13 protein-coding genes are annotated in these 17,567 nt (G+C 63.2%); 7 read left to right on the forward strand and 6 right to left on the reverse strand.

Annotation, left to right across the window (positions count from 1 at the left end):
* The first annotated feature begins 4 nt into the window (after positions 1–4).
* The 5 genes from FDT80_RS04105 to FDT80_RS04125 all read left to right on the forward strand — a co-directional run bounded on the left by FDT80_RS04105 (position 5) and on the right by FDT80_RS04125 (position 5,697).
* Entirely contained in the window at positions 5–835 is an 831-nt protein-coding gene (locus tag FDT80_RS04105) for a carbohydrate ABC transporter permease (protein WP_138660944.1), read from the forward strand.
* 14 nt (positions 836–849) lie between these two features.
* The gene (locus FDT80_RS04110) at positions 850–1,854 is read left to right on the forward strand and encodes an ABC transporter ATP-binding protein (RefSeq protein WP_138660945.1); all 1,005 of its coding nucleotides are present in this window, start codon (positions 850–852) and stop codon (positions 1,852–1,854) included.
* Positions 1,851–2,624 carry an L-iditol 2-dehydrogenase gene (locus FDT80_RS04115; RefSeq protein ID WP_281278390.1) on the forward strand — a complete coding sequence of 258 codons (774 nt, stop codon included), beginning with the start codon at positions 1,851–1,853 and terminating at the stop codon, positions 2,622–2,624. Before FDT80_RS04110 ends, FDT80_RS04115 begins: the two co-directional genes overlap by 4 nt.
* Entirely contained in the window at positions 2,612–4,105 is a 1,494-nt protein-coding gene (locus FDT80_RS04120; RefSeq protein ID WP_138660947.1) for a mannitol dehydrogenase family protein, read from the forward strand. Before FDT80_RS04115 ends, FDT80_RS04120 begins: the two co-directional genes overlap by 13 nt.
* Positions 4,106–4,377: 272 nt before the next feature.
* Positions 4,378–5,697, forward strand: a complete 1,320-nt coding sequence (locus tag FDT80_RS04125; RefSeq protein WP_170311781.1) for an efflux transporter outer membrane subunit — start codon at positions 4,378–4,380, stop codon at positions 5,695–5,697.
* Between the two features lie 672 nt (positions 5,698–6,369).
* Here FDT80_RS04125 and FDT80_RS04130 read toward each other — a convergent pair.
* The 6 genes from FDT80_RS04130 to FDT80_RS19060 form a co-directional block, all read right to left on the reverse strand.
* Positions 6,370–7,287, reverse strand: coding sequence for a glycoside hydrolase family 26 protein (locus FDT80_RS04130; RefSeq protein WP_138660949.1), 918 nt, complete (start codon positions 7,285–7,287; stop codon positions 6,370–6,372).
* A 4-nt stretch (positions 7,288–7,291) separates the two neighbouring features.
* The gene (locus FDT80_RS04135) at positions 7,292–9,133 is read right to left on the reverse strand and encodes a glycosyltransferase family 2 protein (protein ID WP_138660950.1); all 1,842 of its coding nucleotides are present in this window, start codon (positions 9,131–9,133) and stop codon (positions 7,292–7,294) included.
* The gene (gene galE, locus FDT80_RS04140) at positions 9,117–10,136 is read right to left on the reverse strand and encodes a UDP-glucose 4-epimerase GalE (RefSeq protein WP_138660951.1); all 1,020 of its coding nucleotides are present in this window, start codon (positions 10,134–10,136) and stop codon (positions 9,117–9,119) included. Before galE ends, FDT80_RS04135 begins: the two co-directional genes overlap by 17 nt.
* Positions 10,133–11,104: a UDP-glucuronic acid decarboxylase family protein gene (locus FDT80_RS04145; RefSeq protein WP_246039838.1), complete on the reverse strand. Its 972-nt coding sequence runs from the start codon at positions 11,102–11,104 to the stop codon at positions 10,133–10,135. Before FDT80_RS04145 ends, galE begins: the two co-directional genes overlap by 4 nt.
* 314 nt (positions 11,105–11,418) lie before the next feature.
* The gene (locus FDT80_RS04150; protein WP_138660953.1) at positions 11,419–11,919 is read right to left on the reverse strand and encodes a hypothetical protein; all 501 of its coding nucleotides are present in this window, start codon (positions 11,917–11,919) and stop codon (positions 11,419–11,421) included.
* Positions 11,916–12,554 (reverse strand): helix-turn-helix transcriptional regulator, encoded by a 639-nt coding sequence (locus tag FDT80_RS19060; RefSeq protein ID WP_246039841.1) that lies wholly within the window; start codon positions 12,552–12,554, stop codon positions 11,916–11,918. The genes FDT80_RS04150 and FDT80_RS19060 overlap by 4 nt, the downstream gene beginning before the upstream one ends.
* A gap of 876 nt (positions 12,555–13,430) precedes the next feature.
* Here FDT80_RS19060 and FDT80_RS18825 point away from each other — a divergent pair.
* Positions 13,431–15,287, forward strand: coding sequence for a hypothetical protein (locus FDT80_RS18825; protein WP_170311782.1), 1,857 nt, complete (start codon positions 13,431–13,433; stop codon positions 15,285–15,287).
* A 138-nt stretch (positions 15,288–15,425) separates the two neighbouring features.
* Entirely contained in the window at positions 15,426–17,492 is a 2,067-nt protein-coding gene (locus FDT80_RS04160; protein WP_138660954.1) for a type I secretion protein ATPase, read from the forward strand.
* The last annotated feature ends 75 nt before the right edge of the window (positions 17,493–17,567 follow it).

Consider the following 17,567-nt stretch of genomic DNA (forward strand, 5'->3'; position numbering starts at 1 on the left):
CGCCATGGCCCGCGCCGTCACCCGGAACCGCAAGATCGTCAACACCGCCCTGGCCTGGGGCATCGGGCTACTGATCTTCTTTCCCATCCTCTGGACGATCCTGACCAGCTTCAAGACCGAGGCGCAGGCGATCTCGGATCCGCCGGTCTTTCTCGCCTTCGACTGGACGCTGGAGAACTACGGCATCGTGCTGGAGCGCTCGAACTACATGCGGTTCTTGTGGAACTCGGTGATCATCGCCGGCGGCTCCACGGTTCTGGGCATCATCGTCGCGGTGCCTGCCGCCTGGTCCATGGCCTTCGTGCCGTCCAGGCGCACCAAGGACATCCTGCTCTGGATGCTCTCGACCAAGATGCTTCCGGCGGTGGGCGTGCTCTACCCGATCTATCTGATCTTCATCAGGCTGGGCATCCTCGATTCGCGCACGGGGCTGGTCATCGTGTTGATGCTGATGAACCTTCCGATCATCGTCTGGATGCTTTACACTTATTTCCGCGAAATTCCCGGCGAGATCCTCGAGGCCGCGCGCATGGATGGCGCATCGTTGAAGAACGAGATCGTCCACGTCCTCATGCCGATGGCGGTGCCCGGCATCGCCTCTACGCTGCTGCTGAACTTCATCCTCGCCTGGAACGAAGCCTTCTGGACGCTCAATCTGACGGCGGCCAATGCCGCCCCGCTGACCGCCTTCATTGCCAGCTACTCAAGCCCGGAGGGGCTGTTCTTCGCCAAGCTCAGCGCCGCCTCGACGATGGCCATCGCGCCGATCCTCATTCTCGGCTGGTTCAGCCAGAAACAACTTGTCAGCGGCCTGACCTTCGGCGCCGTCAAATAGGAAAGATCAGACCCATGGGACACATCAGACTCAACCAGGTCTCCAAGAGCTTCGGCGATGTCCAGGTCATTCCCCCCCTCGACCTCACCATCGAAGACGGCGAATTCACGGTGTTCGTCGGGCCATCGGGCTGCGGGAAATCGACGCTGCTGCGCCTGATCGCCGGGCTGGAGGACATCACGTCGGGCCATATCGACATCGACGGTGCGGACGCGACCAACGTGCCCCCCGCGAAACGCGGCCTTGCCATGGTGTTCCAAAGCTATGCTCTTTATCCGCATATGTCGGTGCGCAAGAACATCGCGTTTCCGATGAAGATGGCCGGGCTGCCGGAGGCGGAGCAGACCCGCCGGATCGACAACGCGGCCAGCGCGCTCAACCTGACCGACTATCTGGATCGCCGTCCGGGCCAGTTGTCGGGCGGACAGCGTCAGCGGGTCGCGATCGGCCGCGCGATCGTGCGCGAACCGGCGGCCTTTCTGTTCGACGAACCGCTGTCCAACCTTGATGCGGCTCTGCGGGTCGGCATGCGCCTGGAAATCAGCGAACTGCACAAACGCCTCAAGACCACGATGGTCTACGTGACCCACGACCAGGTCGAAGCCATGACGATGGCCGACAGGATCGTCGTGCTCAGGGCGGGCATGATCGAGCAGGTAGGCTCGCCGCTGGAGTTGTATCACACCCCGCGCAACGCCTTCGTCGCCGGCTTCATCGGCTCGCCCAAGATGAACCTGATCGAGGGGCCCGAAGCGCAAAAACACGGCGCCGCCATCATTGGCATCCGCCCCGAACACACCGACGTCAGCAAGACCGAAGGACTGTGGAAAGGGGTCGTCGGCGTGGCCGAACATCTTGGATCGGACACGTTCATCCATGTCCATGACACCGGCCTTGCCGATACGTTCACCGTCCGGATCACCGGCGACATCCAGGTCAGACACGGCGACACGATCCACCTGTCGCCGCAGATGGACAAGCTGCACAGGTTCGATGCCCGGGGCCTGAGGATCGACTGATGCGGCTGGCGGGCAAATCGGCCATGATCACCGGGGCCGCGCGCGGCATCGGGCGCGCCTTCGCCGAGGCCTACATCAAGCAGGGCGCGAGGGTGGCGATTGCCGACATCGATATCGACGGCGCGCGCGACGCCGCCGCCGCCCTGGGCCCGAACGCCGTCGCGATTGCGCTCGATGTCACCGATCAGGCCAGCATCGACAGCGCGGTCGCCGAAACCCTGGCCCAGTTGGGCCAGATCGACATTCTGATCAACAACGCCGCGCTGTTCACCGCCGCACCGATCGTCGGGATCGAGCGTGCCGATTACCGGCGCGTCTTCGATGTCAACGTGGGCGGCACGCTGTTCACGATGCAGGCCGTTGCCCGTCACATGATCGAGCGCGGGCAAGGCGGAAAGATCATCAACATGGCAAGTCAGGCCGGGCGGCGCGGCGAGCCGCTGGTCGCGGTCTACTGCGCGACAAAGGCGGCGGTCATCAGCCTGACCCAGTCGGCCGGGCTGGACCTGATCAAGCACGGGATCAACGTCAATGCAATCTCTCCGGGGGTGGTGGACGGCGCGCATTGGGACGGGGTCGATGCGTTCTTTGTCAGATACGAGAACAAGGCCCCCGGACAAAAGAAACAAGAAGTCGGAAACGCGGTGCCCTACGGGCGCATGGGCACGGCGCAGGATCTGACCGGCATGGCCGTTTTCCTGGCCAGCCATGACGCCGATTATGTCGTCGCGCAGACCTACAACGTGGACGGTGGACAATGGATGAGCTGACGGCCCTATCGGATGCGACCCTCGACAGGCTCACGGTCGAACGACCGCGCTATGACCGGCAGGCGCTGACACCCGGTATCGTGCATATCGGCGTCGGCAATTTCCACCGCGCCCATCAGGCCTGGTATCTGCACCGGCTCATGCAATCGGGCGAAGCGCTCGACTGGGCGATCGTCGGTGCCGGTGTGCGCCCCTTTGATGCCGCGATGCGCGAAAAGCTGCTGGCGCAAGACTGCCTGACCACGCTGATCCAGCTCGATCCGGCGCAGGTGTCGGCCGAGGTGATCGGCCCCATGATCGACTACCTGCCGATCGAAGATGGGAATGCGCCCCTGATCGCGGCGATGGCCGATCCGGCCATAAGGATCGTGACCATGACCATCACCGAAAGCGGCTATTTCATCGACCCCGTCGACAAGGGCTTCGACGCGGGCCATCCCGACATTCTTCACGATGCCGAACATCCCCGGACGCCCCGCACGGTGTTTGGCGCGATGGTCGCGGCGCTGCGTCTGCGCCGTGACGCCGGACATGGCCCCTTTACCGGCATGAGCTGCGACAACCTGCAGGGAAACGGTGCGATCCTGCGGCAGGCGGTGGTTTCTCTGGCACGCATGACAGATCCCGATCTGGCCGGATGGATCGACGCCAACGCGACATTCCCCAATTCCATGGTGGATTGCATCGCACCCGCGACCGGCCCAAGGGAGCTGGCCCTCGCCGAGGCATTCGGCATCAAGGATGCAGCGGTCGTCACCCACGAAGCCTACCGCCAATGGGTCATCGAAGACGCGTTTTGCGCAGGCCGCCCGAAGTGGGACAAGGTCGGAGCGGTCTTTTCGGATGACGTGCACGCCTATGAAACGATGAAAATCCGCATCCTCAACGCCGGTCATCAGGTCCTGTCCAATGTCGGCGAGGTACTTGGCCGGCACACCATCGCCGACTGCATGGCCGATCCGCTGATTTCGGCCCTCTTTTCCAAGGTCCAGACCGAAGAAATCGCACCCGCCGTCGCCCCGGTGCCGGGCATGACACCCATGGAATATGTCTCACTGATCGAACGGCGGTTCTCGAACCCGCGGATCGTGGACACGACCCGCCGCGTGGCCTTCGATGGCTCGGCGCGCCACACCGGTTTCGTGCTGCCCATCGTCAGGGACCGGCTTGCGGCGGGCGGGCCGGTCGAGGGGCTTGCCCTGGTCGAGGCGCTCTGGGCGCGCATGTGCGAAGGCACGCGCGAAGACGGCACGGACATCGCGGCCAACGATCCCCTTTGGGAGGATCTGACGGCGGTCGCGCGGACCGCGAAGACGACCCCGGCCGCGTGGCTCGGGCAGCGCCGCATTTACGGCGATCTGGCCGAGGCGCAACCCTTTGCAGATGCGTTTTGTCGCTGGCTCGCCCTGATCTGGGAACAGGGCTGCGCGGCGGCCCTGACCACCTATGCGGGCCCGTCGCGCCAAACCGGTCGGACCTGACAGGGACCCGCCCGGGCCGCTCCCCCCATGCCGGTGCGCCCGCCCGCTGTCGCCATTCACTCCGGGTTCGGGGCCTGGCGGGGGCTGCCCGCCGCGATGTTGGCAAAACTGCAACTATCGCGCGATATGCTGCACCGCAGTGCTTCAATCCGTGCGATCTGTGGTACGCTTTTCTTAATATCTCCGCAAAACCCGTCACCTCGACGCTCGAAATGAGAGATTTTTTGATGAAGGCACTTCGACGCAGGCGCGCCCTTTGGGTGGGCGCTGGTATGGTATTTGTTTCCGGCTGCGCAGTCGGCCCCGAGTTTTCAGCCCCCGACATATCCTTGCCGCAGCAGTTTTCGACCAAGACCGCGCAGGCCCAACCGGCGATGGAAGGCTGGTGGCGCAGGTTCCAGGACCCGGCGCTGGACCAGCTCGTGGACCGGGCGCTGCGCGACAACCTGACCCTGGCGCAGGCGCAGGCCCGCGTCGCCGCGGCACAGGCGCAGGCGACTGCGGTGGATCCCTACCTTGATGTGACCGGTCGCGTTGCGGCCCAAACCTCCGACGGGGTCAACAGCGCCGGGTCGTCCTCGCAATCCGTTCTGGGCACGCTCAGCTTTACCGGCGCCCGCGCGCGCCGGATCGAGAGCGCCAATGCGGCGCTGTCGGCCGCGCGCAACGACGCGGACGCCGCGCGGCTGACGGTCCTGTCGAATGTCATCATCGCGGTGATCGACCTGCGCTTTATCAGCGCCAGCCTTGCGCTGCGCCAGCAGGATCAGGCCCGCCAGCAGCGCAGCCTGCGCGATATCCAGGTACTGCGCGACAATGGTGCGGCCACGGTGACCGAAGTCACCCAGGCCGAGGCGCTGATTGCCGAGACGCAGATCGACATCGCCAACCAGACGGGCGAACTGGCGCGGCAGGCGAACCGCGTGTCGACCTTGCTGGGTCTGCCTGCCGGATTGGGGGCTGTGCGCCCGTCCACCGGCGCGCGCCAACCGCTGCCGCAGGGCGGTGCGCCGCAGGGCATTCCCGCAGATCTGATCCGCAACCGTCCCGATATCCGGGCCGCCGAAGACCGTTACCGCGCCGCGGTCGCGGACATCGGTGTCGCCGAAGCCGCCCGCTATCCGTCGTTGTCGCTTACCGGGTCGATCACCGCGCGCAGCGGCGCAACGGATGCCCCCGCCGGAATTCTGGGCGCGGCGATCAACATTCCGGTGTTCGATCAGGGCGCGCGCCGTGCCGAAGTCAACCGCCGCGAGGCCGTGGCCTTCGGGGCGCTGCTGGACTGGCGGGCGCGGGTCCTGCTGGCGGTGGAGGACGTTGAAACCGCGCTGGCGACGCTCGATGCGTCGTCCCGTGCGCTGCGGGCCGCGAACCGTCTGACCAGTCTGCGGCAGACCGCGCTCGATCAATCCCGCGACCTGCTTGGCAACCAGGCCATCACCATCAGCGACTTTCTGGATCGCGAAGTCGCGCTGTCACAGGCGCGGGCGGCCCGGGCAAGGGCGCGGCGCGATCTGGCGGTCAACTACGTGCTGTTGCAGATCGCCCAGGGCGCCCAGCGCCCCGCGGCTGCCGGCACCGCACCAAGCTGATCGCGGTGCTCCGCCGCAAGGCGGATCACACCATCCGGATCACAAGACCCGACGACATCGCGAAAAAAGGCCCCGCATCCCATGGGATGTCGGGGCCCGCACGCGATACCAGAACTATCTCCGGTAACACTTTGATTTCGAACCAAAACCGCTGGGCGAGCACACATAGGTTCCGCGACCCGTCGACACCACTTGCAACCGCTCCGATACGGGGCGTTTCACGCGCGGATTGGGTTTCGGCACGACGGTTACCACCGATTTCGTCGTCGTGTTGGAGGCCGCGGCCCCCTGAACGCTGATCGCAACAAGGCCAACACTGGCCGCAATAGTCAACATGGTACCGAGACGGCCGAAAGGCCGTTTAATGAATGAGAGCACTGCTAAGCTCCTGCCTGTTGAAAGCGGGTCTTCGTTAGTGAAAACCCTTGTGCCGTATGGGCGGATAGTATGGCCAAAGCCTTAACAGTCAACCTGAGGGCAGGTGCAATACCGGTCGCTGTGGCGCGAATGCGTCTGTTGCCCGCAAGCCAAGCCCAGGCCCGCGGGTACACAGAGTTTTGATTTCCTGTCCGTTTTTCTGGATCGTCCACGGCCACAAGCGCGCAGGCGGTTTCCCGCCTGCACGCTTGTTCCTCGTCAATAAACCGGCGCGCCGCAATGGCGAATCCGCGGTCAGTTGCTCAGGACATCCTCCTGGCGGCTGCGCCAGTTGGGTTTGCCGTAGCCATCGGGCCAGGGATAGACCTCGGTCTGGCTGAAATAGACCACGGCTTCGAGTTCGGGAAATTTCTCGGCGGTCTCGGCGCTGCGCACCTCGCTTTCCCACATCCCGACATATCCCGGATCGCCGGCGAACCCCAGTTCGGCCACCATGATCGGCTTGTCGTATTCCAGCGCACGCTCGTAGCGCGGGCCAAGAATGTCGGCAAAGGTCTGCTGCTGTCCCAGGATGTCCTCCTCCCACGATTGCAGGCCAAAGACCGACAGCCCGACCACATCGACGTAGTCATCGCCGGGGTAATAGTCGTCCATGTTCTCATAGCCCAGCGGCGACCACATGAACTTGGCCTCTGGGGCTTCTTCGCGGCAGATGTCGGTCATGCGGTGATAGGCGTCGATATAGGTCTGCGGCTGCCATCCGGCCCAGATGAACTGCCCGCTGGAATCGTCCATCTCCTGCGCCCATCGGATCGTCATGTCGCTGTCAAGCTGGCCCAGCGCGTTGCACACCGTGCGCATCGTCTGATCGTATCCGCCCGACGCGATCCCCTCCTGCAACACCCTTGGAGAGTTGCGCTCGTCGCGGGTCCAGGTCCATGGCTCGATCGTCACCAGCAGCGTGCGGTCACGCTCCTTGGCATAGGTGTCGGCCTCTTGCAGGCTGGGCAGAAACACGTCCTCCCATGGCAGGAACAGATGCTCGATCTGGATCGCCGTCGTATCGGAATAGTCGCCATACGGGTCATAGACGCCATAGGGCACGGGCCCCGTCGGAACCGATTGCGCAACCGCCGCCGTGGCAACAAGGCACGCGGCCCCGGCCAGGGCGACGGGCCGGCGGAATTTGGGTCTGGTAAATATATCTGTCATTGTTCTAATCCCTCTGAGACTGACGGACGGCTGCGATGATCTTGCGCCAATCCGATGAGAATGTTGACTTGACCGTGCCGGGCGGTCCCTGCCCCGCCCCCGAGACCATGTACCGGGTCTCCACCATCTGCGTGGGTCCGGTGGTCGTGGCCAGCGCGATAAAGCCGTCCGCGCCACGTTCCATCATCGACGTCACGATCAGCCCCCCCAGCAGCATTACGCAGGCGATCTGGCCGCGCGCGCTGGCCTGCGCCCCCCGGAGTGGAATACCATTTTCGCGCAGGTGATTCATGACGATGATCAACAACAGGCTGGTGTAGATCGCCGCGTTGACGCAGGCAAAGATATAAAAACCCGCCGCCTCGCCCGGGTCATCGACCAACAGCACCGGCAGCACCGCCCCCAGCGCCAGACCCAGATACGGCAGCAGAACGCTCCAGGGCAGCGGATCGGCGGCCCGCCGTCCCTTGGGCGTCACGCGGAAATCCACGAACCGCCCGGTGATCCGGTCCCGCAGCGCCATCACGCAGCCCCAGAGCACCCAAGGCCATTGCGCCGCCGCGAAAAACGCCTTTTCCCATCCCAGCACCTTGGCGTCGCGCGGACGAAACAACCCGTCCGCGCGGATCATGTAGGCCAGCACGACCAGCGTGATCAGCGCGGGCAGCACATGACCCAGAAAGCCAAGGTAGCTGACATCGGCAAACCGCGTGTCAAAGGCAAGCGCCACGATGGGCAGCGCGTACATCAACGCCATGAACAGCGCGAACAGCGGATACCACAACTGCGAAAACACGAACTGGAACTTCTGCCGCGCGGGCAAGGCCGCGAAATAGCGCGGCGTATATTGCAGCAAGAGCGTCAGCAGGCTGCGCGACCACTGAAATTCCTGCGTCACCATGTCGGTGATGCTGGCCGGCCCGTCGCCGCGCGCGATCGCGTCGATGGCATGAACCCCGCGCCAGCCCCCCGCATTGAGGATCATCGACGTCGAATGATCCTCCGCCAGTTCCGGCCCCAGCCCGCCGACCGCCTTCAACGCCCGGGTGCGGACCGCGTAATGCGATCCGATGCACATCGGCGCCCAGCCATTGGAATACCCCGCCTGCAAGACGCCGTGGAACATTGCCTCGGCGTGCAGGCGGGTGCGTGCGGCCCAGCTTTGATGCGCGTTGCGCGAACAGATGCTGGGCGCGCTGACGTAGCCCACGGACGGATCGGCAAAGGGCCGCAGAATTTCACGCAGGTATCCCGGCTGCGGAACGTGATCGGCGTCAAGTTGCGAAACGATGTCATAGCGGTCATAGCCGTAGTGATCGTAGAAATAGGCCAGGTTGCCCTCCTTGCAGCGGGTGCGGCGGGGCCAGACAGGGCGGTGATAGGCCTCGATGCCCTGCCGGGTCGAAATCCGCACGCCGTGCCCGGCGCACCAGGCGCGGGTGAAATCGTCCGGCGCCTCGTCCGCCAGCCAGGTGTCATGCGGCACATCCTGCGCCAGCATCGCCTGCAGCGTTTCGCGCAGGATCGAAAACGGCTCTCCGGGAGTTTTCGTGACCACCATCGCAACCCGGCACGGCCCGAGGTCGTCAAGGCTGGCGGCGGGCTGGCGCGCGCGCAGGAACATCGCGATGAAATACGCCTGCAGGAAGAAGATCCAGACCAGGCAAGCGGTAACCAGCGCGAACCGCCCCCAGCCGATCACGTGGCCCGGCTGCAGCCACCACGCCCAGAACCATATCGCCAGCGCCCCCCACAGCCCCACAAGCAGGGCATAGCGCAATCGCATCGCCCCCTGGAGCATGGGCCGCAGGTAGCCCGCCGGCGCGGTGTCACGAACTGTGCGCATGGGCGCGCTCCAATCCGAAACTTCGGGCCGCGTCGCCCACGATCGTCGCCAGATCGGAGCGCCGCGGTGCAAACCCCAGGATCGCCCGCGCCAGCCCGGCATCGGCCACCAGAACGGGCGGATCGCCCCGGCGGCGCGGCATCATGCGCGTGGGCACCGGGCGACCGGTCGCGCGGGACACGGCCCTGAGGACTTCGAGGTTGGAATATCCCTGCCCGCTTCCAAGGTTGACCGCCAGCGGCGCGCCGCCCTGATCGAGATACGACAGCGCCTGCAGATGACCTTGGGCCAGATCGCTGACGTGGATGTAATCGCGGATGCAGGTGCCGTCGGGCGTGTCGTAGTCATTGCCGAATATCTGCATCTCGCCGCGCTGTCCGGCGGCGGTCATCAGCGCCAGCGGGATCAGGTGGGTCTCCGGGGTGTGGCGCTCGCGAAGCTGGCCGTCGGGGTCGGCGCCGGCCACGTTGAAATAGCGCAGCATCGCAAAGCCGAAGCCGTATTGACCGGCCATGTCGGTCAGGATGTCTTCGCACATCAGCTTGCTGCGGCCATAGGGGTTGATGGGCCGTTGCACGCTGTCTTCGGTCACGGGGCACTGGTCGGGGATGCCGTAGGTGGCGCAGCTGCTGGAAAAGATCACTTGCCGCACGCCCGTCATCCCGCAGGCCCGCAACAGCGCGATCATGCCGCCGACGTTGTTGTCATAGTACTTGCCCGGGTCGGTGACGCTTTCGCCGACATAGGCCGAGGCCGCGAAATGCAGCACCGTGGTGATCTGATGCGCGCGCAGGGTCCGCGCGACCGCGGTTCCATCGCGCAGATCGACCTGCGCCAGCGGTCCCCAAGAGACATTCTGCCGCGTGCCGGTGGACAGGTTGTCGAGCGTCAAGGGCACATGCCCGCGCGCCGACAGCGCCTTGCAGACGTGGCTGCCGATATATCCGGCCCCACCCGTGACGCAGATGCGCGGCACGCCCACGGTGATCGCGGTGCGGGTCATTGCGCCGCGGTCAGCGCCGCGCGCTGGCCAACAAGGTCGGCAAAATACGGAATCGTGCGCGACAGCCCCTGCTCGAGCGTGATGCGCGGCTGCCATCGCAGCAGGGTCATGGCACGGGTGATATCCGGCTTGCGCTGCCTGGGATCATCGACCGGCATGACGCAATGCACGATCCGCGACCGCGATCCGGTCTGCCGCAGCACCTGCCGGGCCAATTCGCTCACGGTGAATTCGCACGGATTTCCGATGTTCACCGGCGATGCCACGAGGTCAGGCGCGGCCATCAGCGCCATCAAGCCCGTAATCATGTCGCTGACATAGCAAAACGACCGCGTCTGCCGACCGTGCCCATAGATCGTGATGTCCTCGCCGCGCAGCGCCTGCACGATGAAATTCGATACCACGCGCCCGTCCGTGGGGCTCATCTGCGGGCCGTAGGTGTTGAAGATACGCGCGATCCGCGTGTCGACGCCGTGGCATTGCGAATAGTCGTGACACAGCGTTTCCGCCGCGCGCTTGCCCTCGTCGTAGCATGATCGTGGCCCGACGGTGTTGACGTTGCCATGATAGTTTTCGGCCTGCGGGCTGATGGCCGGATCGCCATAGACCTCGGAGGTCGAGGATTGCAGGAACCGCGCACGATGCGCCCGCGCCAGATCCAGCAGCGCCATCACCCCCAGCACCGACGTCTTGAAGGTGTGGATCGGGTCGCGCTGGTACTTGGGCGGCGATGCGGCGCAGGCCATGTTGTAGATCTGGTCGAGCCGCGGCATCTCGGGCAGCGGATCCAGGATGTCGCCCTGGATAAAGGCGAACTTTGGATGGCTTTGCAGTCCGGCGATGTTGTCGAGCGATCCGGTCAGCAGATTGTCGAGGCAAATCACTTCATCTCCCTGGCGCAGCAACGCGGCACACAGGGTCGATCCTAAAAATCCCGCCCCACCGGCAACCAGAATACGCTGCGGCATCGGCTTGTTGAAATTCTGCACAGGATATGGCGCGAGAAATTCTCGCCCAGATACATAAGTCCCCATTGCGCACCCCCCCAGGTGCGATCGGAACAATCAGGTTAGGTCTCGCTGCTGCTCGTTTCGACGCGCCAGCTTTGGCTGGTCGTATTACCCTCCAGCGGATGGCTCTTTATTGTTCTTACCCCCACACCAATCGTTACGATCGAAAGTTTCTAAAACAACACCACTCAGGATAAAAAGGCCGCACCACACTGTGAAGCTAGACATAGGATTAGGAAATGCCGGAAAACCCTTGTGGAATTCGGCGGTTTCTACACTGGATAATCGAACTTCCGGATCAGTCCCCAGATATCGAGGTTGATTTTCTGCAACTCGCTGATGGCGTCCTCCACGTCGCCGGCGGCGGCATCGTTCAATTCGTTGACCTGCCCCATGCGCAGGGTTTCCTTGCGGTCGGCGATGCGCATCAGCACGGTGCGCGGATTGCCGCCCTCGGCATCGAAGGCATAGATGCAGTGATTGTAGCGATTGCGCAGCGCCGACAGCTTCTGCATCCGGCCTGTGACACCCAGGATCGCATCGCGCTGCGCCGTCGGCGTCGTCTCCAGCTTGGACAACCGGTTTACCAGATCGATGCGCGCCCGCGTCGTGTTGAGCGTCAGGAAAATGACCACGGCGGGATCCTTGTCGATCCTGCACAGCCCCGCGATCAGATGAATGAGCAGGCTTTCGGTATTGGTCCATGAATAATTGAGCTTGCCGATCAGCAGCAGGAACGCTTCGAAATCGACCTGTCCATCGGGCCGGGTCATGGCCCCTTGTCGCCCGACTGCTGCATCATGGCGGAGTAGCGCAGCGCAGCCTCGGTGCGGTTGTGAACCCCCAGTTTGGTGATCAGGTGATGGATATGCAGCTTGACCGTGTGAACAGACAGGTTGAGATCCTCTGCGATGATCTTGTTCTGCTTGCCCTCGGCCACCAGCGTCAGAACCTCGCGTTCGCGCGCTGTCAGATCGACATCGCTCATGCCCGACGGATCGGCAGAGACCGCGGCCGGCATGTTATCCGCGTGCGCGATGAGCGACGCGCTCAGCAACTCGTAGGGCAAGAACCCATCCCCCGAGAGTACCAGCCGAAACACCGACAACCAGCGGTCGAACTGAATGTTCATCGGCAAAAAGCGCAGATCCGCAATGCTGTCCGCGTTGTCGGCCTGGCCCAGCAATTTGCGCGCAAGGCACAGGTTGCGATAGGCCAGCGCGACGGTGAAGGGCCCGTGCTTTTCACGGTAGCGGCCAATCGCGCCGTGCAACTCCTCGATCTTGGTCTCGTCGATGATGACCGCCAGCGGAGTTTCCGGCGCGAACAGGTTCGGCGCCTCGACCTCCTTGAAGGACGACATGCGCAGGAAACTGATTTCCGGAAACTCCGCGTGCAGAATACGCACCAGGGTCTCGGGAAAACTCAAGGTGCTGCCGACCAGAAATACAGTCGCACGACCACTGCCATCGGTTGTATTGTTGCCTCGCACAATGAAATCTTTCTTTAAACTGTTGTCCCATCCTTCCCCGGTAATTGGGGCGTATTCACAGGGCTTAGCCGGTGTGTAGGTTAGAAATTTATTGAAAGTCGTATTTGACAAAACGCAATGTGCACTTCGAACCATTAACATCTTACCATAAACCGATCGGTGAAAAAACTATCCGAACGATTGGTCACAACTTAATCCTTTGGCTAGCCATGCGACGAAGAATTCTTGAACAATATCAGAAAAGCGGCTCGAAACCAATCCTTTACGAAGATACGTTCGTGGTCCGGCCGCGATAGCCCCGGACGGTGCGCGTTGGGATCCGACCTGACCACAGGTCTAGATTCTGACGCGGTGCCACCCTGACCGCATTAACCCTTGCGACTAGTGGTTGTACTTTTTCGGCCACAATTCAGCGCCTTGAGCATAGCCCTCCACTACGCCCTTCTTCCATCTATTCCCGCAGGACGTGTTGGTGAGAAGATCATCAAGCCGCGTCATTTTCGCGTGGCCTGCGACGGACCGCCCGCATTTGGGCACCGGGGGATTTGAAGGCGAACCAGACGTGCTTTGGCATGTGGTTTCGCGTCTCGCATTCCCAGGATGTCGCAGCGCAAAGCAACGATCCTGGGGGGGATTCATTACGAAAAGCGCAAGCATCCCGACGGATTCGCCCGATCAGAGATATTCGTGACGGCGCATCAAGACAATCACACGACAACCAACCAGCGCCCGGCGCATGATCGCTTTTGAAATGAGTGGCGATCCGGCAGGCGCATGACCGGAGGAAGACACATGGGACAAAATCGCAACTGGCAGATGTGGGACTGGAACAAGGACCACCAGGACCAGGAACAGGACCAGCACCAGCTTCAGGCCCAGGCCGAGCTGCAAGCCCAGCTACAGGCCCAAGGACAGGGCCAGCTTCAGGGTCAGCACCAGAAATCCGAAAATGAAAACGACAATCATAACGGAAACGGTAACGGCAACCTGAACGGCAACGGCAACCTGAACGGGAACGGAAACCTGAACGGGAATGGCAATGGCAACCTGAACGGCAACGCCAACGGCAACGGTAACCTGAACGGCAACGCCAATGGCAATGCCAACGGGAACGCCAACGGCAACGCCAACGGCAACCTGAACGCCAACTACAATGCCAACAAGTCCGACGTCGACGTGGATGTGAAGGTGAAGCTCGATCTTGATGGGTACGAACCCAGCGACGACGATTTCGCCGATGTGGACCTGAGCCACTCGATCACCGGTGACATCATCATGGCCAAGGGGAACATCGACTATGACCCCGGCAATGACTTGAACTTGGAAAACATCCTCAACAACAGCCTGAATGGTCCCGGCAACGATGTCGGCACCGTGAACGCGATGTCCAACAACCTGCAGGACAACGACGAACTGCATCACGCGACCGTCGGCGGCAACCTGCAGCAAAAGAACATCTCGCACGGTGGCACGGCCAAGGCCGAAGAAGGCATTGACGCCGACGCCGATGGCGGCCACGGCGGCGATAACGCGGATGCCAACGGCGGGTTCTCGCTGGGTGCCGTGTCGGTCGGCGGCTTTGCGGCCGCAGCCGGTGGCGAAAGCGGCGACATCAAGGACGTCGAGGCCAAAGGCGACGACGGCGGCGACGGTGGCCACAGCGCGGCGCTTGGCTTTGGCCTTGCGGGCAGCAAAACCGAAGCCGAGAACAAGGCAGAGGGCGGCAATTCCGGTCCTGCCGGATCGGCGGCGGGTGCCCTTGGCGTAGGCCTGGCCGGATCGAAAGCTGAATCCGAAGGCGGCGACGGCGGCGACAACAACACCGGCGGGAACGGCGGAAACGGCAACGCGGGGGCACTCGGCCTCGGACTTGCCGGATCGAATGCCGAATCCGAAGGTGGCGACGGCGGCGAAAACGCGGATGGCGGGGCCGGTGGCTCTGGTGACGCGGGCGCAATCGGCGTCGGTCTTGGTCTGCTGGGTCTTGGCCTTGCAGGCGCTGACGGCGACGGCGGCGACGGCGGCGACGCGGATGCCGACGGCGGCAACGGCGACGAAGCGGACGCCGGCGCACTTGGCGCGGGCTTTGCCGGTGCCCAAGGCGGCGGTGGCAACGGCGGCGGCGTCGATGGCCAAGGTGGCAACGGCGACGAAGCGGATTCCGCAGCGCTTGGCGCAGGCCTTGGCAGCGCACAGTCCGGTGACGCAGAAAGCGAAACCGAGCTTGATGCGATGCAGGGCGCCATGGCGGGCTCGCAGACCGGCGGCTACGGTCTGGGCAGCTCCGAAGGCGGTGCCGGCGGCGCGGGCGGCTCGGCCTATGCCTACGGCGGCGAGACCGGCAATGCCTTTGGCGGTCATGCCTGGGGTGGCAATGCCATGTCGAACGGTCGTTCAACCGCCGACGGCGGCAACGCGATCAACGGCGACGGCGGCCACGGCAATGCCGGCATGTGGGGCTCCAACAACGGTGACGACGGCTTTGTCACCGGCGAAAGCTTCGCATCGGCAGCCTCTGCCATCGACACCACGGCCTTCAACCAAAGCATCGTGATGGGTGCCAACGTGCTGGGCAACACCGTCGACATGAACGTCGTGGGCGGGTCGATGACCTCGACCTACATCGGCGACGACAGCGAAGGCGTCTAAGGCGCAGACCTTTCGGGCTCCGGCATCGCGCCGGGGCCCGATCATTTGTTACATGATTTTTCCAACACCGAATTTCCAAAAACAAAAAGACCGCCCTGAGGCCAGAGCGCAACCGTTCCATTGGGAAAGAGAGTTGCTATGATTATGGATAAAGTGACCGAGTTCGTCGCGCATTTCATCGGCGTCCTGCACATCGCATCCGAGGAAGAGCGCCTGCGCGACGCCTTTGAGAAATTCAAGGCCCTGCGCGCGATGGATCCCGAGGCGGGCGCGCTGCTCAATGTCACCGTTGTCGTCTCGAGCCCCTATGCGTTGGAGGGGTTCACACCCGGCATAGACTACGAGCCGCCGGCCCCCCTCCCCGCCGAGGGCGTCGCCGTCGCCTACTATCCCTTTCCGCTCATGGTCGATCTGCCATTCTTCTCGTTTTCGGACCCGCTGGACCAGCCGATGAACGTGCCGGTCAAGTTTCAGATCGGCCCCGGCGCTCCGGACCCGGTTCTGACGCTCGACGTGCCAAGCTCGGCCATCACGGTCACCTACCAGACCGCGTCGCTGTCGGATAACGACATCCTGCGCCTGGGCGACAGCGTCGAATTCATCTCCTCCGATGTCCTTCTTGCCACGCTGAACCAGTGGGCCTTGATCGCCGACGTGATCAACGGCCCGGGCATTGGCGTTTTCACGCTGCAGGACGGCGGGGCGCACGGCTATGCACTGGCCTTGATGCAAGAGGCCGCCGCCACCGACGGCAGCAGCCTGAGCGGGGTCAGCGTGTCGGTGGCGCATGGCACCGACGTGATCGGCCATCATGAAAACGGCGAAAGCGTCGATGCGCCTGTCGCGTTGGACGATGTGATGCCCATGCACCTACGTCCCGAAGACCCGGCCGAAGACGGCGACCAGACTGCCGAACAGGCGTTTCTGCCCAAGGATCCGAGCCTGGAGTTCTACAACGTCGATCCCGGCCATAACGTCGTCAGCGGTGGCAACACCGCCGTGAACGAGGCCTTCGTGACCACCGCCTGGCTGGACGCCCCGGTGATTGCCGTCATGGGCGACGCGATCAGCCTCGACATCATCGTGCAGACCAATGTTCTGATCGAACACGACAGCCTGTCGGGCACCGGATCGGCGGCGGTTGCATTGGGCAACGGCACGTCATCGGCCTATAACTCGGCAAGCTTCCTCTACGCCTCATCCAGGCCGGACGCCGCCCAGGACACCGCCGGCGCGGACGACGCGGAGACACAGGGCGCGATGGACACCCAAAGCGACGGCGCGACCGACCTTGACCCTGAAACCGGCCTGCCAAGCTCTTGGGTGGTGGCGCGGCTCGAGGCGGATCTGACGCTGGTGAACTGGGTTCACCAATACACCTTCGCAACAGATACCGATCAGGCCGAAGTCGTCTTTTCGGGGTGGGAGACCTTCATCGGCCTTGGCGAAAACCTGATCGTGAACGCGGCCAGCCTGCTGGAAATCGGCTATGGCTACGACCTGATCATCGTCGGGGGCCACATGATTTCGGTCAACATGATCACCCAGACGAACGTGCTGCTCGACAGCGACATGGTAACCTACGACGGAGCCTGGCCGGTCTACACCTCGGGCGCGGACAACCTGCTCTACAACAGCGCCACGATCAGTTCGGTCGGTTTGGACCAGCACGGCGCAATGACCGGCAATTTCGCCGCCGCCGGAGAGGAACTGGCCAACGGTGCGACCACGATCAGCCGGGATGCCGCGCAGGATCCGATTTTCGAGGGCACCAGCCTGCTCAAGGTGCTCTACATCGACGGCGATTTCACGACGCTCAACCTGGTCGAGCAAACCAATATTTTCGGTGACGACGATCAGGTGCACATGGCGCTGAAGGACTTCCAGAATGTGACCGGCGGTGATGTCACGCTGACCACGGGGTCAAACGCTTTGATCAACACCGCCTCGATCAGCGATTTTGGCGTCGATTCCAACATTCTCGTGGCGGGCGAGGTTTACGAGGACGCCCTGCTCTACCAGGCGGAGCTGATCGACACGGATGCCAATCCGTTGGGCGTCGGCGTGTCCGACCTTGTCAACGAAGCGGTCGTTTATCTGGCCGACAACATGCTGGTGGATGAAACCCCCGACAGCGAAATCGCGGCCCCCGTCATCGAGGACGGGTCAACATCGCCGGACGTCATGCAGACGATGCTGGCCTGATAGTTTTACGAAATTGACCGGAGAGCAGATGTGAAAGATTACCAGAACGAGTATGGTCCCGCGACGGCTGGTCAG

The sequence above is a fragment of the Sulfitobacter sabulilitoris genome, assembly GCF_005887615.1.
In the GTDB taxonomy this organism is placed as follows: domain Bacteria; phylum Pseudomonadota; class Alphaproteobacteria; order Rhodobacterales; family Rhodobacteraceae; genus Sulfitobacter_E; species Sulfitobacter_E sabulilitoris.